Genomic DNA, 26379 nt, shown 5'->3' with positions numbered 1-26379 from the left:
CACCGGTCGCTGAAAGTTCAAGTGCCGGGGATCGGCTGCCAGGTCGAATTGCCGGCCCTGGAGAATTGCGGGATATGGGCGAGGCTCTGAATGAGATCGCAATCGGATCCCAGCGTCTCGCACCAATCGCGGGCTTCCGTCAGAATGACGCCAATGCCGACGACCTCGGCCCCGGCCTTGCGCACCAGCTCCAGCGAGCCCTTGAGGCTCGATCCGGAGGCGACCACGTCGTCGACGACAAGCACGCGCTTGCCGTTGAGAAGGGGGATTGCGGCACGGTCCAGCAGCAGGCGCTGCTCGCCCTTGGAGGTGATGGAGGAGATGCGTTGTTCCAGTGCATTCGCCAAATGGATTTTCGGCGACTTCTGCAGGACGACATACTCATTGAGGCCGAGCGCCCGGGTGACCTCGATGGCGACGGGGATGCCGAGCGTCGCGGTACCGACCACGATATCGGGCTTGAGAGATGCGAATTTGGCGGCAAGCTTGGTGCCGACATGCTCACCAAACTTCACGCCGAGATCGATGACCATCATCAGCGAAATGGCAAAATCCGGCTTGATCGCCACGATGGGCAGATCAACGGTATAGTCGGCAACGTCGACCTTCCAGTTCTGCCCGGTTCTCGGGTCGGCGGTCTCAGAGCTCATAGGTCTTATCCTTCATGCTAAGGCGCTGCTCGACCATCAGGCCAACCTCGCGCCAGGTTGTTCGCTTGTGTTTCAGATCATACCCATAAAGGGTAAGCGAAAACGAGATGGCATGCGCCATGCGGATCGCCTGAACGAGCAGCGGGATGCCGCGTGCTAATGCAAAGCGCAATTTCGTCGGCAGGCCGACATCGTCAATCTCCATGCCGCGAGAACGCTGGGCATCCGCAATGCGCTCGAAATCGTCGCGCAGCATCGGAATGACGCCGAAGGTCAGCGACAAAACGAGAGTGGCAATGGGGGGCAGCCGCGCGGCGCTTGCCGCCGCCAATATTTCGCCCGGCGAGCTTGTCTCCATGACGAAATAGAAGGCGGCCGTTGTCGTCACCAGCCTGGCGGCCATCGCCGCCGCGACAGGCAGGGCCTGCGGCGTTGAAAGACCCTGCAGCCAGAGATTTATCATCCAGCTCACCATGACCATGCCCGTCAGCAAAGCTGCACCCTTGATGTAGCCGCGAAGACCGGGAACTCTCAGGCCCCACAGAAGGGCCAGGCAGACAAGCGCAAGAGTTACGCCGAACCGCCAATCGGGAGCAAACCAGGCAGCCAGCATGATGATGAAGGCAATGCCCAGTTTGATAAAGAAATTGAGCTCATGAAGCCGCGTCATGCCATGCTCCAGACCGTCATATCATAGGGCGCCTGCCAGCCGAGAGAACGGAAGACATCGCTTTTCCAGCCCTCTTCCGGCGTTCCCTCGAACGCGATCGTGCCATTGTCGAGGATCATCAGGCGGGTGGCCAGATCGTCGACCAGTTCCAGATCGTGCGAAATCAGCATCACGGCTCGGCCCGAGGACTGCATTGAAGAGATGAAAAGCTCCAGCATCTGCCGCCCTTTGATGTCTCTGCTTAGAAGCGGTTCATCGATGATGGCGACGAGTGCGCCGGTGGCATCGGCGCAGGCAAGCCCCAGCAGCGCCTGCTGGCGGGCCGATAAAGCAAACGGATTGGCTTCCGCCAGATTGGAAAGTGCGTAGCGCTCCAGCGCTGCCTTGGCGCGCGCGACGACGGCGGGGTCGCTCGACGATGCGCTCGACGCGGTGATGGCAAAGATCACCTCACCGAGCACGGTCATGTTGAACAAAATATGCCGCATGTTTTGGGGGATATAGGCGATCTTGCGAGCTCGCGCGGCAACCGACCAGTTGTCGGCCTTCATCCCGTCGAGGAGGATGGAACCCGAGGTGGTTTTCGTCAGCCCGAGGATCGATTTGAACAGCGTCGTCTTCCCGGCGCCGTTACGGCCGATAAGCGCCAGCACTTCTCCGGCCCGGACATCGAGGCTTACGTCCTTCAGTACCGGGTTTCCGCGCGAGCGCGAAAGCTGGCTCGTCAGCCCCGAAACGGACAACAGCGGACGCCCTCGCTCGACAGTCTGCCGCGCCGGCCGAGCGCGCATCGGCGGCAAAATGCCGGCGTCGATCCAGGCTGCATCCTGCCGAAGCACCGTCTCCGGCGGCATGCTTGGAGAGATGCCGCCGCGACGCAACAAGGCAATGCTGTCTATTACGGAGCGAAGCGGCAAAGGGTCCTGCTCGGAAATCAGCAATGTCGGGGTGCTGTCCAGCACTTTGCGCAGGATATTGGACAACCGCACGCGAGCCGCCGGATCGAGCCCGGTCGTCGGTTCGTCCAGCACCAGAATCGATGGGCTGGAGACGATCGCCGCAGCAATGGTGACCATTCGCCGTTCGCCCCCCGAAAGGGTCAGAACCCGACGGCCGCTCAGTGCTTCCAGCCCGAACTCGGTCATCAGTTCGGTGAGCCGGTCCCGGATTGCGCTCCGCTCGACGCTCTTGTTTTCCAGCGGAAAGGCGATGACGTCCTCGACGCAGATATCCCAAAGCTGATCTTCGCTGTTTTGCGACACGAAGCTGATCGTGTCGAAGAGTTCCTTCTTTGTGAGGGAAGGCAGCGGACGGCCGGCAAGCTCCACCTGCCCGGAGAATTCCACAACGGGAATGAGGCGTGGGATCAAACCCGCGGCAACGCCGAGAAGCGTCGACTTGCCGCTGCCGGCTTCACCACAGACGAGAAGCCGCTGCCCCTCGTCAAGCATGCAATTGGTCTCGGCAAACACCGGTGCGGCGCCGCCGAAACCAATCGTCAGATTGGCAATATTGAGCACTTGTCGATCCAGATTGGGTTCAGAAGCGCTTGAAACCGGCGGGATGAGCACTCTTCAGAATTTTCAGGGCCGGGATGATCAGAAGCGGCGTGCCGACGACCATCGGGACGATGTCGGACAGGCCGATATAGCCGAAGCCCCACCAGAACGGGAAAATGCCGAGATAGGCAAGGCTTGCTGACACTGCCGCCACCATGATCAGCCCGATGACAAGGCAGACTATGGCGATTTTGATCAGCGCGGCGCGATCGAAGACCGTTTTGGCAGGATCGAAGAAGAGCCCCGGCACGAGACCGGTCAGACCGACCATGATGCCATCAACAATAAGCGAATGCGCCGGTATGAACGTGCCGGCGAGAAGCGACCAGACAATAGTGCCGAGATAGCCGCAGATGAAGCCGCTGCGCCAGCCGAGCAGAATGCCGATCACTGGCGGCAGGAAGGCGAAAATGCGCCACTGAATGATCCCCGGCACGAGTTGGATCGGATTGGCATAGGCCCAAAGCACACCGGTCGCGGCTGCCGCCACGATCGAGAGGACGATGGGAAAAAGTGTATTGCCGTCAGATTGTGACATGCTCGCTGGCTGCATGATTTTGGTTCCTTTAAAAAGTAATTTCCAAAAATTGCCGGAGAACCGGCTGAGAGGCTCTCCATGACCATTCAAGCGCAGGGAAGCGCTTTATCTATAATGCATGCACTTGCTCGGATAATCGCCCATCCGATCATGAAAGGCAGTGTGAACACGCCACCTGCCAACCTCAGTTACAGTACGTCTCGAACTTCAGAGGCTTGGATGAGTTTTTGAAACGAAGATCGCGAAGCAATCGAATTGAGACTGAAATGGGATCGATTGCCGGCTCACAGAAAAACCTTTTCCAAGAATTGAATGGCTGTGCGTGTTTCCGTTCGCAAAAACCATTTCAGATTGCATATAAACATGACCTAGCATAGGGGACATCGATCGGCCAATCCATTCATGCGCATCATGGACCGGCTGCATCAAGATAGCCATGCTAGGGACCGGCGACTTGCCTACATCCCTGCTGCGCTCTTTTGGATTGCCGCGCGTCTTCGCTGGAACTGCGTCAAATTCTTGCCAGGCGAAGCCTGATCATCCGTCCAGGCGTCCTTCTCGGTGACGAGATCGGGCGTCGCCATCCCGTCGACAATATCGAACTGTGGAATATGTCCCAGGCTGGTCACGAGGCGGGCGTCATCACCCAGCAAATTCCGCCAGGCATGACCCTCGGTCAGAATGGCGCCGGCGCCAATGACGTTTGCGCCTGCACGGCGCACCAGCCTGAGTGCGGCCGCCATGCTGGAACCGGTTGCGATAACATCGTCGACAACAAGGACGCGTCTGCCTTGAAGCAGTTTTATCGAACGGCGATCGAGCAGGAGACGCTGAGGCACTGCGGTCGTGATGGAACGAACATCCTCGACCAAGGCATCCGCAAGATGAAATTTGGGCGATTTCTGTAAGATGACATATTGATCGATACCAAGGCGCCGCGAAACCTCTATGGCGACCGGCACGCCCAAAGTAGCGCTGCCGACGACAATATCGGGTTTCGACTGCGCAAAATGACGGGCAAGGGCATTGCCGACGAGATCTCCGAACCGGATCCCCATATCGATTACCATCAGCAATGCGATCGCACGCCGCTCGCTCAGCCGGACGATCGGCAGGCTGAAATTTTCGCCCGCAACCTGTACCTGATAGGTTTGAGAAGTCTCAAGATACATCACTGCGGCCTTTTTTGGCACATTGTTTGCATTCAAATTCTCGTCTTAATAGACACCAGATCACACGATTTTTACAACCAACAAAATTCGTCTGGTATGTTTCCTTTTCTTCAACGAGGTATAGCTCCGAATGAGCAGGCTCCTGTTTTCCCGCTTCGCGCATTACCTCGACGAGATCGCCAATCACGGCTCGATCAGAAAGGCCGCCGAAAAGCTGAACGTATCGGCTTCAGCGATCAACAAACAGCTCATTAGTGCCGAGGAGGAGTTTGGCGTCACTCTCTTCGAGCGCCTGCCGCGCGGCATGCGGCTGACATCGGCGGGCGAATTGCTCGTCAATGGCTATAGGGAATGGAATAAGGACCTTTCCCGCATCAAATCCGAAATCGAGGAGCTGAAAGGACTTCGCCGCGGCGAGGTGAAAATAGCCTCGTCGCAAGAAGCGGTGCCCGATTTCCTGCCCGCAGTGATTGCGCGGTTCACGAAGGATCATCCTCGTATCCGCAATGCGATCGCAGTGGAGGATTCCGACCGTGTGCGGCAGCTGGTTAGGGATGGGGGCGCAGACTTCGGCCTAACCTTCAGCCCCCTGCCCTTGCCGGGAGTCGTTGTCACGCGTTCCGCCGACTTTCATCTCATTGCCATGCTGCCGGGAGATCCCCATCTTGAACGGCCCGAGAGCATATCCATAGACGAATTCTTCAAGAGTCCGACAATTGTACCCGACACCAGTAGCCACTTGCGGGATATCGTCGATATCGCCGCCGCCCGTATCGACATCCGCTTTCAGCCAATCTTGACCACCAATAGCCTGTCGCTCATGCGCTCCATGGTCCGCGAGGGCTGCGGTTTCGGCGTGACGGCCATGCCTGCCGGCAGGCCTCTTCCCCATGAGGTTGGATTGCACTACGCCCGCATAGCGGACAACGACTTACCGCCAATGGTGCTTTCTCTGATCGTCGATCCTAAGCGCAGTCTCTCGATGACTTCAATCATTGCGCGCAGATACTTTGAGAAGTATTTTGATGAGATTTCTCTTCAAAATGGAAAAACATCGACCAATCCGTTTGAATAGCCGTTCCCCATCGAGGCAAGACACTGCTTATCCACGCTGCCATCTAATTTCCCCTGATCCTCTTCCTTAAGCGGCATGCAGCGAGGCCGCGTGTCTTATGATTATCTCCGTGAAATTATTCGAACGCAGGAAATTGAGAGCCGCTCTCCCGTTGAAGAAAAGGCAACACACCGAGCGAATTTTGATGCTTGCAAAAGTTGCATAATCTCACGCCTATAAGCCCCTGTCTCTTCCGATGCTAATTCTCGATGTGGCAAGGGAACGGTGAATGACGGATAGCTATGGCCGATCTGGATCCCAGGGGAGAGCGCGAACAAAGCTGCGACTCCTCCCTGCGCTGGAACCACGCCTTGTCGAAGAGCAAACTGAAGAAATTTCCTCACCCGAAGCCAAGTCGTATCTTTTAAATCCGGCTGATGGAACCATTCGCACGGTGATGCTTCCCGCTGGCAACCGCACCGAGTACATCCGCAAGCTGGTGAGGGCCAGCAAGGTTGCTGTTATCGGCATCGAGGATGCGCATCTTCTCTATACCGATAACAATGGTCTTATCGACGGCCTTTCGAGCGTTACGGATTTGAAGGGGCACTCCTCGCCACTGGCCGGTAATCTTTTGATCGCTGGCAGGGATGAAAGCGGCGCGGCCGCAAGTGTCAGCGCCGGTATCGACGATGTCGCTTCGTGGTTTACCATCATCCGTCCGGTTTTCCTGCCTGTTTTCGAGACGTTGCGCGAATCTCAAACACCCAGCACCCGTGTCATTCGCCTGGATGTCCGGATCGAACGCTCCATACCGAATGTCATACGGTGAGCAGAGAGAGCATGGACGCTCTCGCTATAATAACGTCTTTGGAGCGGGGGGTTCTTTAACACCCGGATGATGTCCCTAAACATTTGACGGCGCCGGACCAAAGCTTTCGCGCCGAATGAGCTTGCTTTCGATGACATAACGCAAGGCCGTCGCCTTATCCGGCGCGTCGATCCGTTCCATCAGCAAGCTCACGGCCATCTGCCCCATTTCCTCGACAGGCTGTTCGATGGTCGACAATGGCGGCAGCGAATACTCACAGACCGGGGCGCCGTCGAAGGACACAATGGAAAGATCGGTTGGAATCTTCCAACCCATGCGTTGAACGCAGCTCATGAAAGAAATCGCCATGTCGTCGCTGGTGGCAATAACGGCCGTGGGCTTCAAGATGAGATCGGCAAATTCCGCCGCCGCAGCGACGCCGATCTGGAAACCATGCTGATAATCAAGGCTGCCGCCGGACCTGACGATCGCCGTCTCCGGCAGACCCGCAGCAGCAAGCGCTTCAACGGCACCCAGATAGCGTTCTCGGTCATGGTAATTGCCCTCCGGACCGGCAAGATAAAGGAAACGCCGGTGGCCGAGAGCAATCAATTCGGTCGTGGCATCGCGAACGGCCTGCCGATCATTGGTTACGACACTCGGCAGGGCTGCATGGCTCATATCGAACAAAAGGGAGACGATCGGCAGGGCCGAATCCTTAAGCGACCGACCGCCATGGACCGGCAGATCCGAGGAGAGAATGATGGCGCCACGCACCGTGCCTCCGAAAGCCAGATCGAGAATATGGCGCTCCGAAGCCTCGTCGCGATCGAGGTTGGCAATCATCAAATGGTAGCCATTCTGGCTCAGCGAGCGGTTTATCCCCTGCAGAACCAGGGGAATGACCTGCGAAACACCGTAATAGAGTGAGCCTGGCAGAATGATCATGACGACATTGGATTTGCCGACACGAAGCCCCCTCGCCATGGCATTGGGGGTATAGCCGAGCTGCTTGGCAGCGGCATCGATCTTGGCGCGCGTCTTTTCGTTGACGCGGCCGGGATTGGCAAGCGCGCGGCTCACCGTGGAGATTGCGACGCCTGCCAGCCGAGCGACATCCGCCATCAAAGGGCCGGAATGCTCTTCTGCCGGCATATCCTTGTTATTCTTCACTTTTTTGCGTCCTCCCCATGCGCATCGCCCGGGAATGCTACGGCAATCCCAGCCATTTAGCAAACGTTTGCCAAAAATCGCTTGCATAAAAAAACGACTTGTCTACTATCTAGGCACGGCAAACGTTTGCCAACTGCAGTGCATTGAAATTATTACGGATTATTTGCCGTGGATCATGGTTCCGCGAGCGATTTTTCGTGCCTTAAGAACGGATAGTCTCATGACCTCTACGGAACGGCTGCGCTTTGGTGTCGATCTCGTCACCTTTTTCCACCCCGGATTTTGGGGCGTAGAGGATTATGACGGCATCATCGCGCTATCGCGCAATGAGCCCCGCGCTTTCTGGGACAAGATACTGGATGCCGTGCAAGCCTCCGGCGTCACCGGCGTGGAGCTGACCTTCTCGCCCTTCAACTGGCAGGATGCGACCAAGACCTATGGTTCGGTCGAGAAGTTTGCCGCAGAGCTTTCCAGGCGTGGGCTGACGCTTGCGAGCGGCTTCTTTGCAGAACTCGAAGCCGCCGGCGACTTCACCGAGGCATCAGCGCAGGCCGCCATCATCGACAAGGCAGAAAAATATGCCGAGTTCCTTAAAGCCTGCGGCAGCGATATCATGGTCATCGGTGCGCCGCTTCGCCAGACGCTCGGCGCTCAGCCAGTGCGGTTCTTCGATTTCGAGCAGGCGCGCAAAATTGCCGATTTCCTCAATCGCCTCGGTGCCGCTCTCTACGCCAAGGGAGTGCGGCTCGCTCTCCACACCGAGGCACATTCGATCTTCGCGGCAGCGCGCGATGTCGATCTGCTGATGCTGCTGACCGATCCCGCCTACGTGCATATGTGCCCGGATACGGCGCATATCATCGTTGCCGGCTCCGATCCGCTGCAGCTTGTCGACCGTCACCATGAGCGCGTCATCATCGCCCATTGGAAGGATGCGCTGGGTCCGATGCCCGCCGACACGGTGATCGACGAGCATATCCATGACCGCCATCGTCCCTATTTCTGCGGCTTCGGCCTTGGCCGGGTCGATTGGCCGGGCTGGGCCAGGCTCCTGCGCGACCGTGGCTATGAAGGCTGGGCCATTCTCGAGCTGGATGCAGCGCCCGATCCGGTCGGCGATATTGCCAACGGTTTGACGCTGGTCAGACAGGCACTCTTGCCGATCTATCGCTGATACCAAAAATCCGAAAACGAATAGCCCCGCCAAGAGGGCTTTCCTGAAGAGGTGGAACGATGAAAAATACAGTGAAATTGCTATTGATGGGAGCCGCACTCGTTACGGCCTCCCTCCCTGCCCATGCGGAAGACAAGCCGCAGGCCGAGGTGATGACCTCCTGGACATCAGGCAGCGAGGCCGCTGCCCTCGGCGTCGTCAAGCAGGAGTTCGAAAAACGCGGCGGCACCTGGAAGGATTCTTCCATCGCCGGTTTCGGAGCGGCCGATGCCGCTTTCCAGAACCGTTTGGTCGCGGGCGACCCGCCGACTGCCAAGCAGGCCGTGCTCGGCCTTGCCAACACCGATTTCGTCAATCAGGGACTTATGAACCCGATCGATGATGTAGCGAAAGCCGGCAAATGGGCCGATGTCCTGCCGAAATCGATCTACGACCTCATCTCCTATAACGGCAAGGTCTATCTCTCTCCGACCGGCGCCCATGGCGAGAGCTGGGCGTTCTATTCCAAGGAGGCCTTCGCCAAGGCTGGCCTCAACGGCGAACCGAAGAGCTGGGACGAATTCTTCTCGGCACTCGACAAGTTGAAGGCTGCCGGCATCCAGCCTGTCGCCTGGGGCGGTCAATCCTGGCAGGAATCCAAGGTCTTCAACATGATCCTGCTGACCCAGGTCGGCATTGACGGCTTCCTCAAGATCTATGTCGACAAGGACAAGGGCGACGCCTCGACGGCAGGCGTAAAGAAGACGCTGGATATTCTCGGCAAGCTCCGCGCCTATGTCGACGAGGGTGCCGCGGGCCGCAACTGGAACGACGCGACCGCCATGGTCATCACCGGTAAGGCCGGCGTACAGTTCATGGGCGATTGGGCCAAGGGCGAATTCGTTGCGGCTGGCAAAGAGCTCGGCAAGGACTATGGCTGCATGCTTGTACCGCAATCGCCGGGCATGGTTTACGTCGCCGACTCCTTCTCCTTCCCGAAGATCGCCAACGCGGCCGCACAAAAGGGGCAGGTCCTGCTCGCCGAGGTCGCCATGGACCCGGCCGTGCAGGTCGAGTTCTCGCTCAAGAAGGGCTCGGTGCCGATGCGCACCGACGTCGACAAATCGAAGCTCGACGTCTGCGCGCAAAAAGGCCTAGAGCTGATGAGTGCCGGCAAGATCGTGCCGGATCAGGCTCTGATCCTTTCGCCGCAGCAGGCCGGCGCACTCAACGACTTCGTCGACGAGTTCTGGACCAATCCGTCCGAAGACAGCACCTCAGGTGCGAAGAAATTCTTCGCGATCTTCGAATAGCCTTCCAGCGAGCCGATTGTCGGAATTGTCGATCGGCTCCGCTCATCTTTCGAGAAAGTTTGCTGATGCAAGCCAAGCGCAGACGTCCCCTTGCTGCGACCTTTGCCCTGCTCCCGACATGGATTGCCGCGATCTTCGTCTATATCGGCACCATGGTCTGGTCGGTGCGCCTGTCTTTCACGGATTCGACTATCTTCCCGTCGTCCAACTATGTCGGCTTTGCCCAATATGCCAAGCTGTTCCGGACATCGCGATGGCTCGCGTCCCTGGAAAATGTGCTGATCTTCGGCGTTCTCTATGTCGCCGGCTGCCTTGCTCTCGGCTTCGTGCTCGCCGCAGCGCTCGATCGCAAGGTTCGCTTCGAAAGCGTATTTCGCACCATCTTTCTTTACCCCTATGCCATGTCCTTCGTGGTGACAGGCCTCATCTGGCAGTGGATGCTGAACCCAACCTTCGGCATTCAGGCGACCGTCAGGGCGCTCGGCTGGCAGAGCTTCGTCTTCGACTGGATCGTCAATCGCGACATGGCGATCTACACGGTGGTCTTTGCCGGCGTCTGGCAGGGTGCTGGCCTTGTCATGGTCATCGCACTGTCAGGCATGCGCGGGATCGGCGAAGAGCAATGGAAAGCGGCCCAGATCGACGGCATTCCGGTCTGGCGCATCTATACCTCGATCATCCTGCCGCAGCTTGGGCCGGCGCTTGCCGCGTCGGGCATGCTGCTCTCCATGGGCGTGATCAAGACCTATGACCTCATCGTCGCGCAGACCGGTGGCGGCCCCGGCTACTCGACCGAAGTGCCGGCAAAATTCATCATGGACAATCTCTTCGAGCGCCAGAACCTCGGCCTTGCGAGTGCCGGCGCCACCGTGCTCGTGCCTTCGGTGGTCATGGCCGTCGCGCCGTTTCGCTATGCGCTCCACATGCGCGCCAGAAGAAGGGGAGCACATTAATGGCGGCTCTCCATCCCCGCGGCCCCAAACCATCGCGGTTCACCGCAGGCCAGATCGGGCTTTATGCCTTTCTTATCCTGTCTGCACTCTTCTTCCTGCTGCCGCTTTACACGATGCTCGTCACCTCGCTGAAGACGATGGAAGAGATCCGCCAGGGCCGCATCTTCGCCTTGCCTGATATCGTCGACTTCAACGCGTGGAAAACCGCCTGGTCGGGCGCCTGCATGGGTACCCAATGCCTGGGCGTGCGCATCGGCTTCTGGAATTCGGTCAAGATCACCGTGCCGGCCGTAGCAATCTCCGTCTTCATAGGCGCGATCAATGGCTATGCCCTCTCCTTCTGGCGGCCGAGAGGCTCGAACCTGCTGTTTGGGCTTCTGATGGCCGGCGGCCTCATCCCCTACCAGATTTTCCTCTATCCGCTGGTGCGGCTGCTCGCCAATCTGAGCCTTTATAATTCGATAGCAGGCGTGGTCCTCGTTCACGTGATCTTCGGCCTGCCGCTGGTGACGCTGCTGTTCCGCAACTATTTCGTCGCCATTCCCGAGGAACTCTGCAAGGCGGCCCGCGTCGACGGCGCCGGCTTCTGGCGGATATTCCTCGAGATCATGCTGCCCATGTCTGTGCCGATGATCGTCGTCGCCTCGATCTTCCAGTTTACCGGCATCTGGAACGACTTCCTGATCGGTCTGGTCTTTGCAGGGCGCGACAATCTGCCGATGACGGTGCAGCTCAACAACATCGTCAACACCACCATGGGCGAGCGCGCCTACAATGTGAACATGGCCGCCACGATTCTGACCGCCGTCGTTCCGCTCGCCATCTATTTCTTCTCCGGCCGCTGGTTCCTGCGTGGTGTCGCCGCCGGCGCCGTCAAGGGGTAACGCCATGCAGCCTGCCGTTTCGGTCAAGGATCTCAAAATCGCCTATGGCGATCACACCGTCATCGAAAAGATGTCGATCGACATCGCTCCGCGCGAATTCCTAGTGCTGCTCGGACCCTCCGGCTGTGGAAAGTCGACCCTGCTCAACTCCATCGCCGGCCTGCAGGACATCAGCGACGGCGAAATCTGGATATCGGACAAGAACGTCACCTGGGCAGAACCGAAGGATCGCGGCATCGGCATGGTCTTCCAGTCCTATGCGCTCTATCCCCGCATGTCGGTGCGCAAGAATCTGTCCTTCGGCCTGCGCGTGGCGGGTCTTCCCAAAGCCGAGATCAAGGCGCGCATCGCCCGCACGGCTTCGCTTCTGCACCTCGACAAGCTGCTCGACCGTCGGCCTTCGGAATTGTCGGGCGGTCAGCGCCAGCGCGTCGCCATCGGCCGCGCTCTTGTGCGTGAGGTCAACGTATTCCTGTTCGACGAACCGCTCTCCAATCTCGATGCCAAGCTGCGCAACGAGCTGCGCGTCGAGATCAAGAAGCTGCACCAGAGCCTCGGCAACACGATGATCTATGTCACGCATGATCAGGTCGAGGCACTGACCCTTGCCGATCGCATCGCCATCATGAAGGACGGCGTGATCCAGCAGCTCGCCAGCCCGTCCGAAATCTACCATCGCCCCGCCAATCTCTTCGTCGCCGGCTTCATCGGAGCACCGGCGATGAATTTCATCGAGGGCGAGATTGTTTTGAAGGCGAACGCACCGATATTCGAAAGCAACGGGCTTGCCATCGATCTCGCCGGCTACCCCTTTCTCAGCGCCACCAAGGCAGGTCCCGCGACGCTCGGCATCCGGCCGGAGCATATCGCGCCGAATGGCGCGGACGCGGGTTGGCCCGCCATTCCCGGCACCGTCTCGGTCGTCGAACCGATGGGCGCCGATACTGTGCTGTGGTTCGACTGGGCGGGCCAAAGCCTCTCCTACCGCATCATGGGAGATGCCATCCTGCAGCCGGGTACGGCGATCGCACCCGGCCTCGATATCGCCAAAGCCTCCCTCTTCGGCGCTGATGGCGCCCGCCTTTAAGACCACTTCACAGCATACGGAAATTATCCATGTCTCAGACTGTCTATGACGCGCTGGTGATCGGCTCCGGCGCCGCCGGCTCCTTCGCCGCCAAGGAATTGACCTCCCAAGGGCTGTCGGTATTGCTGCTCGAAGCCGGCCCAGCCGTGACCCAGAAGGATTTCGATCCGAACCGCAAGAAGGCGCCGGCAAGCAGCATCAATATCTGGGAGCGTGCACGCGCCACGCTGAAGGGCCAGCCCATCCAAGCGCGCGCCGCCTTCTTTACCGAGCGCTTCAGCCATTTCTTCGTCAACGATCGCAAGAACCCGTATACGACGCCGAAGGATGCACCATTCCTGTGGATACGAGGCCGTCAGGGCGGCGGCCGCCTGCACAGCTTCGGCCGGGTGTTGCTGCGCTGGACGGACGATGATTTCAAGATCCGCTCGAAGACCGGCAAGGGCGTCGACTGGCCGGTTTCCTATGACGAGCTCGCGCCTTATTATGCCGAGGTCGAAGCGAGCCTTGGCCTTTATGGCAATAAGGATGCCGTGGAGACATTGCCTGACGGTGTCTATGCCCATCCGGCAAAGCTGACGCCGGCTGAAGAAATCTTCAAGACGGAAGTCGAAGGACGCTGGCCGAAGCGGCATGTCGTTTCCTGGCGCTATATCGCGCCCGATGCCGAACGGACGCCGAAACCGCTGCGCGAGGCGTTGGCGACCGGACGGCTGACCATGCGCCACGACGCCATCGTGCGTCGTATCACCACCGACGATGCCGGCGGCCGGGCGACAGGTGCCGAGTTCATCGATCGCGCGACCGGAAAGGTCGAGGTCGCACGCGCCGCCATCGTCGTGCTCTCGGCATCGCCGATCGAAAGCGTGCGGCTACTTCTCAACTCGACCACGGCTCGCCACCCACATGGCCTTGGCAACAGCTCGGGGGCACTCGGGCGCTATTTCATGGACCAGCTGCCATGCCTTGCCTTCGGCTCCTTCTCCAAGGCGAAGGGATGGGCGACCGATGATTCCGCGCCTGTCGATCCCTTCTACAACCCCTCCGGTGGCATCTTCGTCCCGCGCTTTGGAGAGGGCGACGCAGGCCGCGACGATTTCGACTATCAGGGAAGCATCGGCCGAGCGCCGACACCGGATGATGAACCTTCGCGGCTGGCCTTCTTCGGCTTCGGCCGCATGCTGCCCTATGCCGACAATCGCATCACGCTCGATGCAAAGCGCAAGGACGCCTGGGGCATCCCCGTTCCTCATATCCGATGCGCCATGGGCGAGGAGGAACATGCCCTGCTGCGCCGGCAGGAAGAAGTGCTGATCGACATGGTGCGTGGCGTCGGCGGCGAGCTGGAATTCATCGGCTCGCCTACCGGCCTCAGGGAAATGGGTCGCGGCGCCTTTCCCGATGCCGATCCGTTCAGCCGCTTCATGTTCCGCTCGTGGTTCCGCAAGACCATGTGCATGGGCGCCGCCATACACGAAACCGGCGGTGCGCGCATGGGGACATCGAGCCAGGAATCCGTCCTCAACGCCCATAATCAGAGCTGGGACATACCCAACTTGCTCGTGACGGATGCTTCCGCCTTTCCGGGCAGCGGCATTGCCGGCACCACGCTGACCGTGATGGCTCTGACCATCCGCGCCTGCAGGAACATCGCCGATCAATATCGCGCCGGACAATTATGATCGGGCGCTCCGTTCGGATTGGAATTTACAATTTCGGTCGGCCTCCATTTTAGATATGGAGGCTCGCCGCACTCCCCATGGCCGCCATCTGTGTGGCCTTCGCGATTTCACCATCCGGCGGAAATAGTTTGGCTTTCTCACCTTGCCGCGATAAATATCATGCATATCCTCTTGCCTCCGCTGCATCGCGCGGTTGCGCAGGACGGAGCGATGGCTTCGGCCACCCAATAACGGCGCCCAACTCAGAAGAAATTCGCGCCGAAATAGCTTGAAAAATTAGAATGTCTTTCGCGAATTGCGGGGAAATCCGGCTCTAGCGCGCAAAGCCATTAAAAGCGCACAATCCCCCTCGCCACGAAGCGTTGAAAGCCGCTTCTCGCGGCCCGCATCTGGAGGAGATGCGAGGCAAGCCCCATGATTTGACGAGCGTCGGGAACGCTTAGGGAGGAACAATGCTTGAACGACTTTTCAAATTGAGTGAACACGGCACGTCCGTGCGCACCGAACTCATCGCCGGCGTGACGACGTTCCTGACGATGTCCTATATCATCTTCGTCAATCCGGACATTCTGTCGACGACTGGCATGGACCGCAACGCGGTCTTTGTCGCCACCTGTCTCGCAGCCGCGCTGGGTTCGATCGTCATGGGCCTCGTCGCCAATTGGCCGATCGGCATGGCACCTGGCATGGGGCTCAATGCCTTCTTCGCTTTCACCGTGGTTTCGGCTCTGGGCTTTACCTGGCAGCAGGCGCTCGGCGCGGTCTTCATTTCCGGTTGCATCTTCGTCCTATTGACGGTGACCGGCGTGCGCAGCTGGCTGATCGCCGGCATCCCGCATTCGCTTAGAAGCGCAATTGCCGCCGGTATCGGTCTCTTCCTGGCGATCATTGCGCTGAAGAGCGCCGGCATCGTCGTCGCCAACAAAGCGACCCTCGTCGGCCTCGGCGACCTTAAACAGACCGGCCCCCTTCTCGCAATCTTCGGCTTCTTCGTCATCGCCGTTCTCGACGCACTGAAGGTCAGGGGGTCTATCCTCATCGGCATTCTCGCCGTTACCATCCTCTCCTGGATCTTCGGCGTCAGCGAGTTTCATGGCATCGTTTCGGCGCCGCCGTCGATCATCCCGACCTTTTTGCAGCTCGACATCGTCGGCGCTCTCCATGGCGGCCTGGTGCATATCATCCTCGTCTTCGTGCTGGTCGAAGTCTTCGACGCCACGGGGACGCTGATCGGCATTGCCAAGCGGGCGAACCTCATCCAGGACGGAAAGCCGAACCGCTTGAGCAGGGCTCTGCTTGCCGACAGCGCCGCCATCGTCGCCGGCTCGCTGATGGGCACGAGCAGCACGACGGCCTTCGTCGAGAGCGCTTCGGGCGTGCAGGCCGGCGGCCGCACAGGCCTGACCGCGATCACCATCGCCGCCCTCTTCATTGCGGCTCTCTTCTTCTCGCCGCTCGCAGCTTCCGTTCCCGCCTATGCGACGGCTCCGGCACTGCTCTATGTCGCCGGCCTGATGATGCGCGAGCTGACCGAGATCGAATGGGATGACCTGACCGAAGCGGCACCGGCGGCAATCACCGCGCTTGCCATGCCCTTCACTTACTCGATCGCCAACGGCCTTGCCTTCGGCTTCATCACCTATGTTGCCGTGAAGGTCTTCACCGGCCGCTGGTCGGTGCTGCATCCGGCAACGCAGATCGTCGCCGCCCTGTTTGTCGTGCGCTTCGCCTTCTTCGCGGACTAACTGCAGGTATTAAATGCAAGACCGGATCATTCGCTGGAATGACCCGGTCTTCTGACGTTTCGCAAGACTATAGAAAGCAGGAACTCGCGCTGACGAGATAAGGGGCGCTGCCATCGCAACGCCCCTTTTGACATTCGGATCGCGTCCCTACCGGGTCAGCGGATCAGGAAGGTCTCTTCATAAAAATGCTCCTCGAGATTGATCCCCTTGCCGCCGCGATCGACGACGATGAAGTCGGAGACGCCGTCGAGGGGTGTCAGGATGCCATGCCAGACGTTGCGCCAGATGTTGACCCCCTGCCCGGGCCGGGTGCGGAAGGCCAGAGGCTCGCTCGGCCCGTTGTCAGTCTCGTGCGCGGCAACGACGAGGAAGGGATAATTGGTCAGCGGCACAAAGGCCTGACTGCCGAGGGGATGCCGCTCGACCATCTTCAGTTCCAGTGGCAGCGCATAGGGTTCGCCGCGCAGCCAGCTGATCATCGTTCTCGCCTCCTCGCCGATCGCTTCGACCTTTGCGAGGTCATGGTAGCGAACGCATTTGCCGGCGTTGATGGGAAAGCTGTGCGCACCCTCCATTTCGATCACATCGCCGAAAGGCGCGAATGCGGCTCTCGTCAGCAGCTGAATTTCGATCACTTTCATTGATGGTCTCCCGTTTCCATTCTCCAAAATCACCTCTTCCTCGATCGACGATATGTTCGCTTGGGTACGATGCTTGACCCGCGGTGCGGGCAGCAGAAATCGACCGGAGCGCGGCTGGCACTTCGTCATGCCGCGGCTATTTCCATAGTCGATCATTACCGATGGTGATCGCGAAGACCGCGGCATCGGTTTCCCGCTAGCTGCGGGAAGGCTTTTCTGCAGCCAAGCGTCTCGAACCGATACCCATCAGGGCCAGTCGAAAATCGACGCACGCATCACTTCCGTCATGCAACGAGACCAAGGAAACCCGCCTTTTCATGAAATGCATATCGCCATATCGGCACGTATTTCGCCGCCTCGGTGCATGCGAAGTGCGCAGGCCGAGCTCATCCGTCCCGCCGCGATATCGTATGAAACGTTCCTCCAAACGTTTTCGATACCCAATGTCTAACCGCAAATCGCATGCGCCATTCCCCCTGGAAAATTTGAAAGTCTCGAACGTTACAGCTGCTTTTCATGGGAATGGGCCTGGCGGATAGTGGAACGCGAGAACTTCGTTCGGGAGAAAAGCATGCAGCCTCATTCGCCTGGAGCCGGCCGGCTCACGACCCATGTGCTGGACACGGCGCGCGGCAAGCCAGCTGAGGGCTTGCGCATCGATCTCTACCGGATCGACGGCGATGAACTGCACCTTGTGAAATCCGCGCAAACCAATGATGACGGCCGTTGCGATGCGCCGCTACTGTCTGACGAAGCCATGAAGACCGGCACCTACGAGCTGCGCTTTCATGCTGGAGACTATCTTGGTCGCACATCGGATGGCCCAATGTTTCTGGATATCATTCCGATCCGCTTCGGCCTTGCAGACGAGGGCGCGCATTACCACGTGCCGCTCCTCCTTTCGCCCTACAGCTATTCCACCTATCGTGGGAGCTGACCGATGACCGCTGCAAGAATCCGCTCCGAACTGCGCTTCATCCTGAACGGCGAGGACGTTGCGCTCCGGGACATCGCGCCAGACCAGACGCTACTCGACTGGCTGCGCCTCTCCCGCTCGCTGAAGGGCACGAAGGAAGGCTGCGCCGAGGGCGACTGCGGCGCCTGCACTGTATTGGTCGGACGCCTGACGCCGGCGGGCGAACTCGTCTATGAGAGCGTCAATGCCTGCATCCGCTTCCTTGGCTCGCTGGACGGCTATCACGTGGTCACTGTCGAGCATCTCGCCCCGAGCGACGATCACCTGCACCCGGTGCAGCAGGCGATGGTCGATTTCCATGGATCGCAGTGCGGTTTTTGTACACCTGGCTTCGTGATGTCGCTCTATGGATTGTGGATGCAGACGCCGAAACCCACGGACGAGCAGATCGAAACGGCATTGCAGGGCAATCTCTGTCGCTGCACCGGCTATGAGCCGATCCTGCGTGCTGCCCGTTCCATCTCCAGCTACGGTGGAACGCAGAACGATCCCCTGCTTGTCGAGCGCGAAACCATGACTGCGCGGCTGAAGGCTCTTGTCGACGGTGCCCGAGTCGAAATCGGTGAGGGTCGCAATCGGCTGATCGTGCCGGCGAACCTTGATGATTTCGCTTCGGTTCTAGAGGCATCGCCGACGGCAACCGTGGTAGCCGGCTCGACCGATGTCGGTCTTTGGGTCACCAAGCACATGCGCGACATCACGCCGGTCGTGTTCATTGCCGGGCTGCAGGAGTTGAAATCGATCGCGGTGAAAGACCGCCTCATCACCATCGGCGCCGGCGTCACCTATTCGGAGGCGGTCGCGACGCTGTCTCAGCATATCCCGGCTCTCGGGCCGCTGATTGCCCGCATCGGCGGCCAGCAGGTGCGCAATATGGGAACGATCGGCGGCAACATCGCCAACGGTTCGCCGATCGGCGATACGCCGCCGGCCTTGATCGCGCTCGGTGCATCGCTGACCTTACGCAAGGGCGCCGCCCGGCGCACCATTCAGCTTGAGGACTTCTTCATTGCCTATGGCAAGCAGGACCGCCAGCCCGGCGAATTCGTTGAAGCCGTGCATATTCCGGTTCCGGCAACAGGCGAAATGTTCGCCGTCTACAAGGTGACGAAGCGCCGCGACGAGGACATCACGGCCACGCTCGGCGCCTTCCGCCTCGCACTTGCCGCCGACGGTACGGTCGCAGAAATCCGGGTCGCCTATGGCGGCATGGCGGCCACGCCGAAACGGGCTTTCGCCGTCGAAAAGGCATTGCTCGGCCAGCCCTGGAACGAGCAAATTGTAAATTTGGCGATGGAGAAATACGCCGAGGATTATTCGCCGCTGACCGACATGCGCGCCACGGCGGAATATCGTGCGCTCGCGGCCAGGAACCTTCTGCTCCGTTTCTACCTGGAAACGACGTCCAATGAGGCACCGGTTCAGGTGTCCAGATATGAGGCGGCATAGGCCATGAACAAACACGCTTCAGACATCAAGGCCGAAAGCATCGTGGGCGGGGTTCATACCAGCCCTCGTCATGACTCCGCGCACAAGCATGTTTCCGGCGCCGCCGTTTATATCGACGACATTACCGAACCGACCGGAACGCTGCATGCAGGGCTTGGCCTATCCACCGTCGCCCATGGCATCCTGAAATCCGTCAATCTTACCGCCGTGCGGGCGGCCCCCGGCGTCGTTGCAGTATTGACCCATGAGGACGTGCCCGGCGTCAACGATGTCTCCCCCTCCTACATGAACGACGACCCGGTGCTTGCCGCTGGCAAGGTCGAGTTTCACGGCCAGCCGATTTTCTGCGTAATCGCCGAAACACGCGAGCAGGCTCGCCGCGCCGCAAGGCTGGCAAAGATCGAGTACGAGGAATTGCCTGCTGATATCGACATCTGGGATCTCGACGTCTCGACCCATCGGCAGGTCGTCACGCCGCTGACGCTGAAACGAGGCGATGCGGATGCCGCCCTCAAGAGCGCTCCGCGCCGCGTGAAGGGCCGCATGCGGCTTGGCGGCCAGGATCATTTCTATCTTGAAGGCCAGGTTTCGCTAGCTGTCCCCGGCGAGGACGACGAGGTCGTCGTTTATTGCTCGACCCAAGGCCCGAGCGAAACGCAGCATATGGTTGCCCATGCGCTTGGCGTGCCGAGCAATGCTGTTACGATCGAAGTTCGCCGCATGGGCGGCGGCTTCGGCGGCAAGGAAACCCAAGCGAACCAATGTGCCGCAATTGCAGCGATCGCCGCCAAGAAGCTGAAGCGCGCCGTCAAGGTCCGGCTCGACCGCGACGAAGACATGGTCGCGACCGGCAAACGGCATGATTTTGCCATCGATTACGATGTCGGCTTTGACGACGAGGGCCGCATCTTGGCCGTAGACTATACGTTTGCGCTCCGGGCCGGCTTCTCGGCCGACCTTTCCGGCCCGGTCGGTGATCGTGCGCTGTTTCATTGCGACAATGCCTATTTCTTTCCTCATATTCAGGCGAAGTCGGCGCCGCTCTATACCAACACCGTCTCCAACACGGCCTTCCGCGGCTTCGGCGGTCCGCAGGGGATGGTAGGTGCCGAACGCGTTATCGACGAGGTGGCCTACGCCGTCGGCAAAGACCCGCTCGACATCCGCAAGCTGAATTTCTACGACGCAATGGGCGCTCAAGGCGAACGCAACCTCACCCCCTATCACCAGAAGGTCGAGGACTGCATCATCCAGCGCATCGTCGCGGAGCTGGAGGAAAGCGCCGATTATGCCGGGCGCCGCAAGGCGATCGCCGAATTCAACGCCAAGAACCGCATCGTCAAGCGCGGCATCGCGCTGACCCCGGTCAAATTCGGCATCTCCTTCACCAAGACGGAATCGAACCAGGCCGGCGCGCTGGTACATGTCTATAGCGACGGCTCCGTGCACATGAACCATGGCGGTACCGAGATGGGGCAGGGCCTGCACCTGAAGGTGGCGCAGGTGGTGGCGGAAGAATTCCAGATCGATCTCGACAGGGTGAAGATCACCGCGACGACGACAGCCAAGGTGCCGAATACCTCGCCGACCGCGGCGTCTTCAGGCGCGGACTTGAACGGCATGGCGGCGCAAAACGCCGCGCGCCAGATCAAGGAACGACTGATCGCCTTTGCCGCGGAAAGCCATCAGGTTCCCCGCGATCAGGTGGCGTTCCTGCCCAACCGCGTGCGCATCGGCGACATCGAGATGCCCTTCCCTGATCTCGTCAAGAAGGCCTATATGGCCCGCGTCCAGCTTTCGGCCGCCGGCTTTTACAAGACGCCGAAGATCCATTGGGATCGCAAGGCGGGCCGCGGCCATGCCTTCTACTACTATGCTTATGGCGCTGCCTGCTCGGAAGTGTCGATCGACACGCTGACCGGCGAATATGTCGTCGAACGCACCGATATCCTGCACGATACAGGCCGCTCGCTGAACAAGGCCATCGATGTCGGCCAGGTCGAGGGCGGCTTCATTCAAGGCATGGGCTGGCTGACGACGGAAGAGCTCTGGTGGGACGGCAAGGGGCGGCTGCGCACTCATGCGCCCTCCACTTACAAGATCCCGCTTGCATCGGACCGCCCGAAGATCTTCAATGTGGCATTGACCGACTGGTCGGAGGCCTATGAGCCGACGATCCATCGTTCCAAGGCGGTCGGCGAGCCGCCGCTGCCGCTCGGCCTTGCCGTTCTGCACGCTCTATCGGATGCCGTGGCGAGCGTAGCCGACCACAAGATCTGCCCGCGTCTCGACGCGCCGGCAACGCCCGAACGGGTGCTGATGGCGATCGAGCGTCTCAAGGCTGCGCAAAAGGAGTGAGATTATGCCTGCCCGCGAAGACATCCGCGATTTCCTGCGTCGGGAGCCGATGTCGATGCTCGTCGAAGTCACGGGTGTCGCAGGTTCGGCGCCACGCGATACCGATGCCTGGATGCTGGTGTCGGAACGAGCGATTTTTGCAACGATCGGCGGCGGCCAACTCGAATATATGGCGATCGACCAGGCGCGACGGGCCCTGCGCTCCGGCCTTGCGGCGGAGCCGATGAACGTACCGCTTGGTCCGGAGATCGGCCAGTGCTGCGGCGGCCGGGTGGGCCTTGCCTTCACCGCGCTCAGCCCCAGGCTCGCGAATGATCTCATAGCTCGGAGCGACCGCGAGATGGCCGCGCGGCCGCATGTCTACGTTTTCGGAGCGGGCCATGTCGGCGATGCACTCGCCCTGGCACTTTCGCTAGCGCCGTTGCGCGTAGTGCTTGTCGATACGCGAGAGGAAGAGCTCGTCGCCAGTACCGTGCCGGGCGTCGAGACCTGTCTCACGGCCATGCCCGAGGCTGTCGTGCGCGATGCGCCGGCCGGCAGCAGCTTCGTCATCCTCACTCATGACCACGCGCTCGATTTCCTGATTGCCGCAGAGGCACTCAAGCGCACAGACGCAGCCTATGTCGGCATGATTGGCTCGAAGACCAAGCGCGCCACCTTCCGCAACTGGCTGTCGCGCGAAAGCGGCCAGGCGGAGCTTTTCGATCGCCTTGTCTGCCCGATCGGCGGGACGGCTGTGAAAGACAAACGCCCGACCGTTATCGCAACGCTTGCGGCCGCAGAGATCATGACGGCGGCGCTGAGCTGGACGGCGGATCATGCAAGGCTTGCGAGCAGCGTTAACCGCCCGTAGCTTTAGCCGCCGGCTCGTCCTCGAGCAGCTTGCCGATCAGCCGCTGACAGCGCTCCGCCATGAAATCGATCATCAGGCGCACCTTCGGATCCTGGAAACGCTTGTGAGGATAGATGGCCGCAAGCTGAACCGGAGCCGGCGGACTTTCCTTCAGGATCTCCACCAATCGCCCTTCCCTGAGATAGGCCTTCACCTCAAACAGCGGCTTGTTGATGATCCCGCGGTCTTCCAGCGCCCATTGGGTGAGCACATCGCCGTCGTCGCTGTCATAAGGGCCTGCGACCTCGAACTTGCGGGTACCTTCCGCCGTCATCAGCGTCCAATAATATTCCTTCGATCCGGGATAGCGCAGCAAGAGACAATCATGCTTGTCGGCGATCAATGCATCCGCGCTCGCCGGCACGCCACGCTGAGCGAGATAGGCAGGCGAAGCGCACAGCACGCGATCGCAATTGAGGATGCCGCGCATGCGCAGGTTTGAATCTTCCAGCACGCCAAGCTTGAAGGCGACGTCGACACCCTCAGCAAGGATATCGACATTGTGGTCCGACAGGCGGACGCGCACCTCGATATCCGGATATTTGTCATGAAACTCTGGAATGCCCGAGGCGATCAGCCGCCGGCCGATACCGAGCGGTGCCGTGATCCTCAGCGACCCCTTCGGATTGCGTGAGAGATCGGCGATCGCCGCTTCCGCCTCATTGACAGCCTCGATGATCTTCACGGCCTTTTCATAGAAAACGCGGCCATGCTCTGTCGGCGACAGCTTACGCGTCGTGCGGTTGAAGAGGCGCACGCCGAGATGACGCTCGAGTTCCTTGATGCGATTGCTCGCAACCGCAGGCGTGACGCGCTGGTCGCGGCCTGCTGCCGAAAGAGTACCGAGTTCGACCACGCGAACGAAGACACGGACGTTATCAAGATAGGACATGGCACCTTTCTACCACATCGGCACGCGGAACAAACCAGGGTTCATCTTATAGATTTTTTTGAAAGTGTTGGCGGATTAACCGGGATTTTCGGGAAAATGAAGCGATGGCAAACACTCCCATAAAGATCGGGAGGAGTTCCCATGTATGAATATGCCATCGCCTGGGACTGGCTGACTTTTGCCGTCCGCTGGCTGCACGTCATTACCGCCATCGCCTGGATTGGCTCGTCGTTCTATTTCGTGGCACTTGACCTAGGCCTCAAAAAGCATCCAGCGCTGCCGCCGGGAGCCTATGGTGAGGAATGGCAGGTCCACGGCGGCGGCTTCTACCATATCCAGAAATATCTGGTGGCGCCGGCCAACATGCCGGACCACCTCGTCTGGTTCAAATGGGAAAGCTATGTCACCTGGCTGTCGGGCTTCGGCATGCTCTGTCTCGTCTATTATGCCGGCGCCGATCTCTACATGATCGACCCGGCCGTGCTTGACGTCTCCAAACCTGTGGCGATCGCCATTTCGCTCTGCTCGATCGCCGGCGGCTGGCTCCTCTACGACCTGATCTGCAAATCGCCCTTCGGCAACGACAATACGCGGCTGATGGTGGCGCTCTATTTCATCCTGGTCGCGGTGGCCTGGGGCTATACCCATCTTTTCACCGGCCGCGCCGCCTTCCTGCATCTCGGCGCCTTCACCGCGACGATCATGTCGGCCAACGTATTCTTCATCATCATTCCGAACCAGAAGATCGTTGTTGCCGATCTCCTTGCCGGGCGCACGCCAGATGCGAAATACGGCCGCATCGCCAAGCAACGCTCCACGCACAACAACTACCTGACGCTGCCAGTGCTGTTCCTGATGCTGTCGAACCACTACCCGCTGGCTTTCGGCACGCAGTTCAACTGGATCATTGCCTCGCTCGTCTTCCTGATGGGCGTCACGATCCGCCACTGGTTCAATACCCGCCACGCCAATGCCAGCAACCCGACCTGGACCTGGCTCATCACCGTCGTCCTCTTCATCATCATCATGTGGCTTTCCACGGTGCCGAAGATCCTGACGGGCGAGCCAGTCACGAAGATCTCGGCAATCCAGCAGCCCTTCATCACGGCTGAGGCTTTTCCCAAGGTTCGCGACACGATCATGGGGCGCTGCTCGATGTGCCATGCGAAGGAGCCGAGCTGGGAGGGCATTATCGCGCCGCCGAAGGGCGTCGTCTTCGAGACCGACCGCGACATCGCCGCCCATGCGCGTGAGATCTACCTGCAGGCCGGCCGCAGCCACGCCATGCCGCCGGCCAACGCCTCGCACATTACCGACGAGGAGCGCCGTCTGCTCGTCTCCTGGTACGAAAGTGCCATCAATGGGGAGAAGACCCAATGAGTGAAACCCTGATCCGTGGCCGCGTGCTGACCTTCCTTGCCGAGCCACAAGGCATCGATGATGCCGCTTCCTATCGCTATATCGAAGACGGCGCTGTCTTCGTTCGCGATGGCAAGATCGTGGAAATCGGTGTCTATGGCGACATTCGCAGGCTGGCCGATGCCGCCGTCAGAATCGCGGATCACCGCCCGCATCTCATCCTGCCGGGCTTTATCGACACACATCTCCATTTCCCGCAGACGCAGGCGATCGCCTCCTATGGTGCGCAGCTGCTCGAATGGCTGAATACCTATATTTTCGTCGAGGAGCAGAAGTTCGCCCGCGCCGCCCATGCGGCCGAAGTGGCGGATCGCTTCATGGACGAACTCCTGTCGAACGGCACGACGACGGCCGTCGCCTATTGTTCGGTGCATCCCGAAAGCGTCAATGCCTATTTCGCTGCAGCCGAAGCGCGCGGCATGTGCATGATCGGCGGCAAGGTGATGATGGACCGCAACGCGCCGGACGCACTGCGCGATACGCCACAGCGCGGCTACGACGAAACGAAGCGGCTGATTGCGAAATGGCACGGCCGCGGCCGCGCGCATTATGCGATCAGTCCACGCTTTGCGATCACCTCCACGCCTGAGCAGATGGAGATGAGCAAGGCGCTCGTTGCCGAACGCCCGGATTGCTATGTCCAGACGCACCTCTCGGAAAATCGCGACGAGATCGCCTTTGCCACCTCCCTCTATCCGGAGGCCAAGGACTATACGGATATCTACGCCCGCTATGGCCTGCTCAACGACCGCATGCTGCTCGGCCATTGCATCCATATGAGCGAGCGGGAAGTTGCGGTGCTCGCCGAAACCGGCGCGGTCGGTGTCTTCTGCCCGACCTCGAACCTCTTCCTCGGCTCGGGGCTCTTCAACGCCGCGCAGTTTGACAGTCTCGGCGCGCGTTGGTCGGTTGCGACGGATGTCGGCGCCGGGACCAGCTTCTCCATGTTGGAAACGATGGATGAAGCCTACAAGGTGCTGCACCTGCAGGGGCAGCGGCTGACGCCGTTCAATTCCTTCTACCGCATGACTCGCGGCAACGCGCTGGCCCTTGGCCTGGAGAAGCAGATCGGCTCGCTGCAGGCCGGCGCGGATGCCGATATCGTCGTGCTGGATTCCAGCGCCAAGTCGGCCATGGAATTCCGCATGCGCACTGCCACGTCGCTGGCTGAGGAACTCTTCATTCTCCAAACCATGGGCGATGACCGTTGCGTTGCTGAAGTCTATGTCGCCGGCAAGGCGATGAAGACCAAGGGCAAGAAAGCAGACACGATCGTACGCGAGCAATTGCAGCTCGCCTAACCAATAA

General features: G+C 59.8%; 23 protein-coding genes. 15 read left to right on the top strand and 8 right to left on the bottom strand.

From position 1 onward, the window contains the following. Nucleotides 1-17: 17 nt before the first annotated feature. The 5 genes from AC13RE_RS14590 to AC13RE_RS14570 all read right to left on the bottom strand — a co-directional run bounded on the left by AC13RE_RS14590 (nucleotide 18) and on the right by AC13RE_RS14570 (nucleotide 4589). Nucleotides 18-650 carry a phosphoribosyltransferase family protein gene (locus AC13RE_RS14590; RefSeq protein ID WP_488563443.1) on the bottom strand — a complete coding sequence of 211 codons (633 nt, stop codon included), beginning with the start codon at nucleotides 648-650 and terminating at the stop codon, nucleotides 18-20. Next, nucleotides 640-1320: an energy-coupling factor transporter transmembrane component T family protein gene (locus AC13RE_RS14585; RefSeq protein WP_488563442.1), complete on the bottom strand. Its 681-nt coding sequence runs from the start codon at nucleotides 1318-1320 to the stop codon at nucleotides 640-642. Before AC13RE_RS14585 ends, AC13RE_RS14590 begins: the two co-directional genes overlap by 11 nt. Continuing rightward, a complete protein-coding gene (locus tag AC13RE_RS14580; protein WP_488563441.1) occupies nucleotides 1317-2840 on the bottom strand; it encodes an ABC transporter ATP-binding protein in 1524 nt (507 codons plus the stop codon). Before AC13RE_RS14580 ends, AC13RE_RS14585 begins: the two co-directional genes overlap by 4 nt. Before the next feature lie 19 nt (nucleotides 2841-2859). Next, nucleotides 2860-3432 (bottom strand): aminotriazole resistance protein, encoded by a 573-nt coding sequence (locus AC13RE_RS14575; protein ID WP_132721415.1) that lies wholly within the window; start codon nucleotides 3430-3432, stop codon nucleotides 2860-2862. Nucleotides 3433-3875: 443 nt separating this feature from the next. Further along, nucleotides 3876-4589 carry a phosphoribosyltransferase family protein gene (locus tag AC13RE_RS14570; RefSeq protein ID WP_132721417.1) on the bottom strand — a complete coding sequence of 238 codons (714 nt, stop codon included), beginning with the start codon at nucleotides 4587-4589 and terminating at the stop codon, nucleotides 3876-3878. A 130-nt stretch (nucleotides 4590-4719) separates the two neighbouring features. Between AC13RE_RS14570 and AC13RE_RS14565 the strand changes: the two genes are divergently transcribed. Then, the gene (locus tag AC13RE_RS14565; protein WP_488563440.1) at nucleotides 4720-5664 is read left to right on the top strand and encodes a LysR family transcriptional regulator; all 945 of its coding nucleotides are present in this window, start codon (nucleotides 4720-4722) and stop codon (nucleotides 5662-5664) included. Nucleotides 5665-5932: 268 nt separating this feature from the next. Beyond that, nucleotides 5933-6475: a hypothetical protein gene (locus AC13RE_RS14560; RefSeq protein ID WP_488563439.1), complete on the top strand. Its 543-nt coding sequence runs from the start codon at nucleotides 5933-5935 to the stop codon at nucleotides 6473-6475. A 75-nt stretch (nucleotides 6476-6550) separates the two neighbouring features. Here AC13RE_RS14560 and AC13RE_RS14555 read toward each other — a convergent pair whose 3' ends face one another. Beyond that, nucleotides 6551-7627 carry a LacI family DNA-binding transcriptional regulator gene (locus tag AC13RE_RS14555; protein ID WP_488563438.1) on the bottom strand — a complete coding sequence of 359 codons (1077 nt, stop codon included), beginning with the start codon at nucleotides 7625-7627 and terminating at the stop codon, nucleotides 6551-6553. Nucleotides 7628-7847: 220 nt separating this feature from the next. Here AC13RE_RS14555 and AC13RE_RS14550 point away from each other — a divergent pair, with 220 nt between their 5' ends. The 7 genes from AC13RE_RS14550 to AC13RE_RS14520 all read left to right on the top strand — a co-directional run bounded on the left by AC13RE_RS14550 (nucleotide 7848) and on the right by AC13RE_RS14520 (nucleotide 16444). Beyond that, a complete protein-coding gene (locus AC13RE_RS14550) occupies nucleotides 7848-8801 on the top strand; it encodes a sugar phosphate isomerase/epimerase family protein (RefSeq protein WP_488563437.1) in 954 nt (317 codons plus the stop codon). Between the two features lie 59 nt (nucleotides 8802-8860). Further along, nucleotides 8861-10093 (top strand): ABC transporter substrate-binding protein, encoded by a 1233-nt coding sequence (locus tag AC13RE_RS14545; protein WP_488563436.1) that lies wholly within the window; start codon nucleotides 8861-8863, stop codon nucleotides 10091-10093. Between the two features lie 65 nt (nucleotides 10094-10158). Beyond that, entirely contained in the window at nucleotides 10159-11046 is an 888-nt protein-coding gene (locus tag AC13RE_RS14540) for a carbohydrate ABC transporter permease (RefSeq protein WP_488563435.1), read from the top strand. Then, complete coding sequence (locus AC13RE_RS14535; RefSeq protein ID WP_488563434.1) at nucleotides 11046-11930, top strand: carbohydrate ABC transporter permease; 885 nt, start codon at nucleotides 11046-11048, stop codon at nucleotides 11928-11930. Before AC13RE_RS14540 ends, AC13RE_RS14535 begins: the two co-directional genes overlap by 1 nt. Nucleotides 11931-11934: 4 nt before the next feature. After that, nucleotides 11935-13017, top strand: coding sequence for an ABC transporter ATP-binding protein (locus AC13RE_RS14530; protein WP_488563433.1), 1083 nt, complete (start codon nucleotides 11935-11937; stop codon nucleotides 13015-13017). A 29-nt stretch (nucleotides 13018-13046) separates the two neighbouring features. Then, entirely contained in the window at nucleotides 13047-14699 is a 1653-nt protein-coding gene (locus tag AC13RE_RS14525) for a GMC oxidoreductase (RefSeq protein WP_488563432.1), read from the top strand. A 452-nt stretch (nucleotides 14700-15151) separates the two neighbouring features. Next, entirely contained in the window at nucleotides 15152-16444 is a 1293-nt protein-coding gene (locus AC13RE_RS14520; protein ID WP_488482299.1) for an NCS2 family permease, read from the top strand. A gap of 155 nt (nucleotides 16445-16599) precedes the next feature. Here AC13RE_RS14520 and AC13RE_RS14515 read toward each other — a convergent pair whose 3' ends face one another. Continuing rightward, a complete protein-coding gene (locus AC13RE_RS14515) occupies nucleotides 16600-17085 on the bottom strand; it encodes an ureidoglycolate lyase (RefSeq protein WP_488563431.1) in 486 nt (161 codons plus the stop codon). Between the two features lie 571 nt (nucleotides 17086-17656). Here AC13RE_RS14515 and uraH point away from each other — a divergent pair. From uraH to xdhC, 4 genes are read left to right on the top strand one after another with little or no spacing between them, the layout of a single operon-like run. Then, the gene (gene uraH, locus AC13RE_RS14510; protein WP_488563430.1) at nucleotides 17657-18022 is read left to right on the top strand and encodes a hydroxyisourate hydrolase; all 366 of its coding nucleotides are present in this window, start codon (nucleotides 17657-17659) and stop codon (nucleotides 18020-18022) included. Nucleotides 18023-18025: 3 nt separating this feature from the next. Further along, nucleotides 18026-19510: a xanthine dehydrogenase small subunit gene (xdhA, locus tag AC13RE_RS14505; protein ID WP_488563429.1), complete on the top strand. Its 1485-nt coding sequence runs from the start codon at nucleotides 18026-18028 to the stop codon at nucleotides 19508-19510. Between the two features lie 3 nt (nucleotides 19511-19513). After that, a complete protein-coding gene (gene xdhB / locus AC13RE_RS14500; RefSeq protein ID WP_488563428.1) occupies nucleotides 19514-21868 on the top strand; it encodes a xanthine dehydrogenase molybdopterin binding subunit in 2355 nt (784 codons plus the stop codon). Between the two features lie 4 nt (nucleotides 21869-21872). After that, nucleotides 21873-22721 (top strand): xanthine dehydrogenase accessory protein XdhC, encoded by an 849-nt coding sequence (gene xdhC, locus AC13RE_RS14495; RefSeq protein WP_488563427.1) that lies wholly within the window; start codon nucleotides 21873-21875, stop codon nucleotides 22719-22721. Here xdhC and AC13RE_RS14490 read toward each other — a convergent pair. After that, nucleotides 22708-23652, bottom strand: coding sequence for a LysR family transcriptional regulator (locus AC13RE_RS14490; protein ID WP_488563426.1), 945 nt, complete (start codon nucleotides 23650-23652; stop codon nucleotides 22708-22710). The two genes, xdhC and AC13RE_RS14490, sit on opposite strands and share 14 nt — an antisense overlap. 141 nt (nucleotides 23653-23793) lie before the next feature. Here AC13RE_RS14490 and AC13RE_RS14485 point away from each other — a divergent pair, with 141 nt between their 5' ends. Continuing rightward, the gene (locus AC13RE_RS14485; RefSeq protein ID WP_488563425.1) at nucleotides 23794-25032 is read left to right on the top strand and encodes a urate hydroxylase PuuD; all 1239 of its coding nucleotides are present in this window, start codon (nucleotides 23794-23796) and stop codon (nucleotides 25030-25032) included. Further along, nucleotides 25029-26372 carry a guanine deaminase gene (gene guaD, locus AC13RE_RS14480; RefSeq protein ID WP_488563424.1) on the top strand — a complete coding sequence of 448 codons (1344 nt, stop codon included), beginning with the start codon at nucleotides 25029-25031 and terminating at the stop codon, nucleotides 26370-26372. The genes AC13RE_RS14485 and guaD overlap by 4 nt, the downstream gene beginning before the upstream one ends. The last annotated feature ends 7 nt before the right edge of the window (nucleotides 26373-26379 follow it).

This window comes from Martinezella sp. CNPSo 3959 (genome assembly GCF_057784355.1).
This window is presented reverse-complemented; position numbering and strand designations above follow the sequence as displayed.

Coding starts and splice junctions, on each gene's coding strand:
- xdhB (WP_488563428.1), top strand. CDS start 19,514: ATGAACAAACACGCTTCAGACATCAAGGCCGAAAGCATCGTGGGCGGG.
- AC13RE_RS14540 (WP_488563435.1), top strand. CDS start 10,159: ATGCAAGCCAAGCGCAGACGTCCCCTTGCTGCGACCTTTGCCCTGCTC.
- xdhA (WP_488563429.1), top strand. CDS start 18,026: ATGACCGCTGCAAGAATCCGCTCCGAACTGCGCTTCATCCTGAACGGC.
- uraH (WP_488563430.1), top strand. CDS start 17,657: ATGCAGCCTCATTCGCCTGGAGCCGGCCGGCTCACGACCCATGTGCTG.
- AC13RE_RS14515 (WP_488563431.1), bottom strand. CDS start 17,085: ATGAAAGTGATCGAAATTCAGCTGCTGACGAGAGCCGCATTCGCGCCT.
- AC13RE_RS14485 (WP_488563425.1), top strand. CDS start 23,794: ATGTATGAATATGCCATCGCCTGGGACTGGCTGACTTTTGCCGTCCGC.
- AC13RE_RS14560 (WP_488563439.1), top strand. CDS start 5,933: ATGACGGATAGCTATGGCCGATCTGGATCCCAGGGGAGAGCGCGAACA.
- AC13RE_RS14530 (WP_488563433.1), top strand. CDS start 11,935: ATGCAGCCTGCCGTTTCGGTCAAGGATCTCAAAATCGCCTATGGCGAT.
- AC13RE_RS14490 (WP_488563426.1), bottom strand. CDS start 23,652: ATGTCCTATCTTGATAACGTCCGTGTCTTCGTTCGCGTGGTCGAACTC.
- AC13RE_RS14535 (WP_488563434.1), top strand. CDS start 11,046: ATGGCGGCTCTCCATCCCCGCGGCCCCAAACCATCGCGGTTCACCGCA.
- AC13RE_RS14585 (WP_488563442.1), bottom strand. CDS start 1,320: ATGACGCGGCTTCATGAGCTCAATTTCTTTATCAAACTGGGCATTGCC.
- AC13RE_RS14570 (WP_132721417.1), bottom strand. CDS start 4,589: ATGTATCTTGAGACTTCTCAAACCTATCAGGTACAGGTTGCGGGCGAA.
- AC13RE_RS14575 (WP_132721415.1), bottom strand. CDS start 3,432: ATGCAGCCAGCGAGCATGTCACAATCTGACGGCAATACACTTTTTCCC.
- AC13RE_RS14590 (WP_488563443.1), bottom strand. CDS start 650: ATGAGCTCTGAGACCGCCGACCCGAGAACCGGGCAGAACTGGAAGGTC.
- AC13RE_RS14545 (WP_488563436.1), top strand. CDS start 8,861: ATGAAAAATACAGTGAAATTGCTATTGATGGGAGCCGCACTCGTTACG.
- AC13RE_RS14565 (WP_488563440.1), top strand. CDS start 4,720: ATGAGCAGGCTCCTGTTTTCCCGCTTCGCGCATTACCTCGACGAGATC.
- guaD (WP_488563424.1), top strand. CDS start 25,029: ATGAGTGAAACCCTGATCCGTGGCCGCGTGCTGACCTTCCTTGCCGAG.
- AC13RE_RS14520 (WP_488482299.1), top strand. CDS start 15,152: ATGCTTGAACGACTTTTCAAATTGAGTGAACACGGCACGTCCGTGCGC.
- xdhC (WP_488563427.1), top strand. CDS start 21,873: ATGCCTGCCCGCGAAGACATCCGCGATTTCCTGCGTCGGGAGCCGATG.
- AC13RE_RS14525 (WP_488563432.1), top strand. CDS start 13,047: ATGTCTCAGACTGTCTATGACGCGCTGGTGATCGGCTCCGGCGCCGCC.
- AC13RE_RS14550 (WP_488563437.1), top strand. CDS start 7,848: ATGACCTCTACGGAACGGCTGCGCTTTGGTGTCGATCTCGTCACCTTT.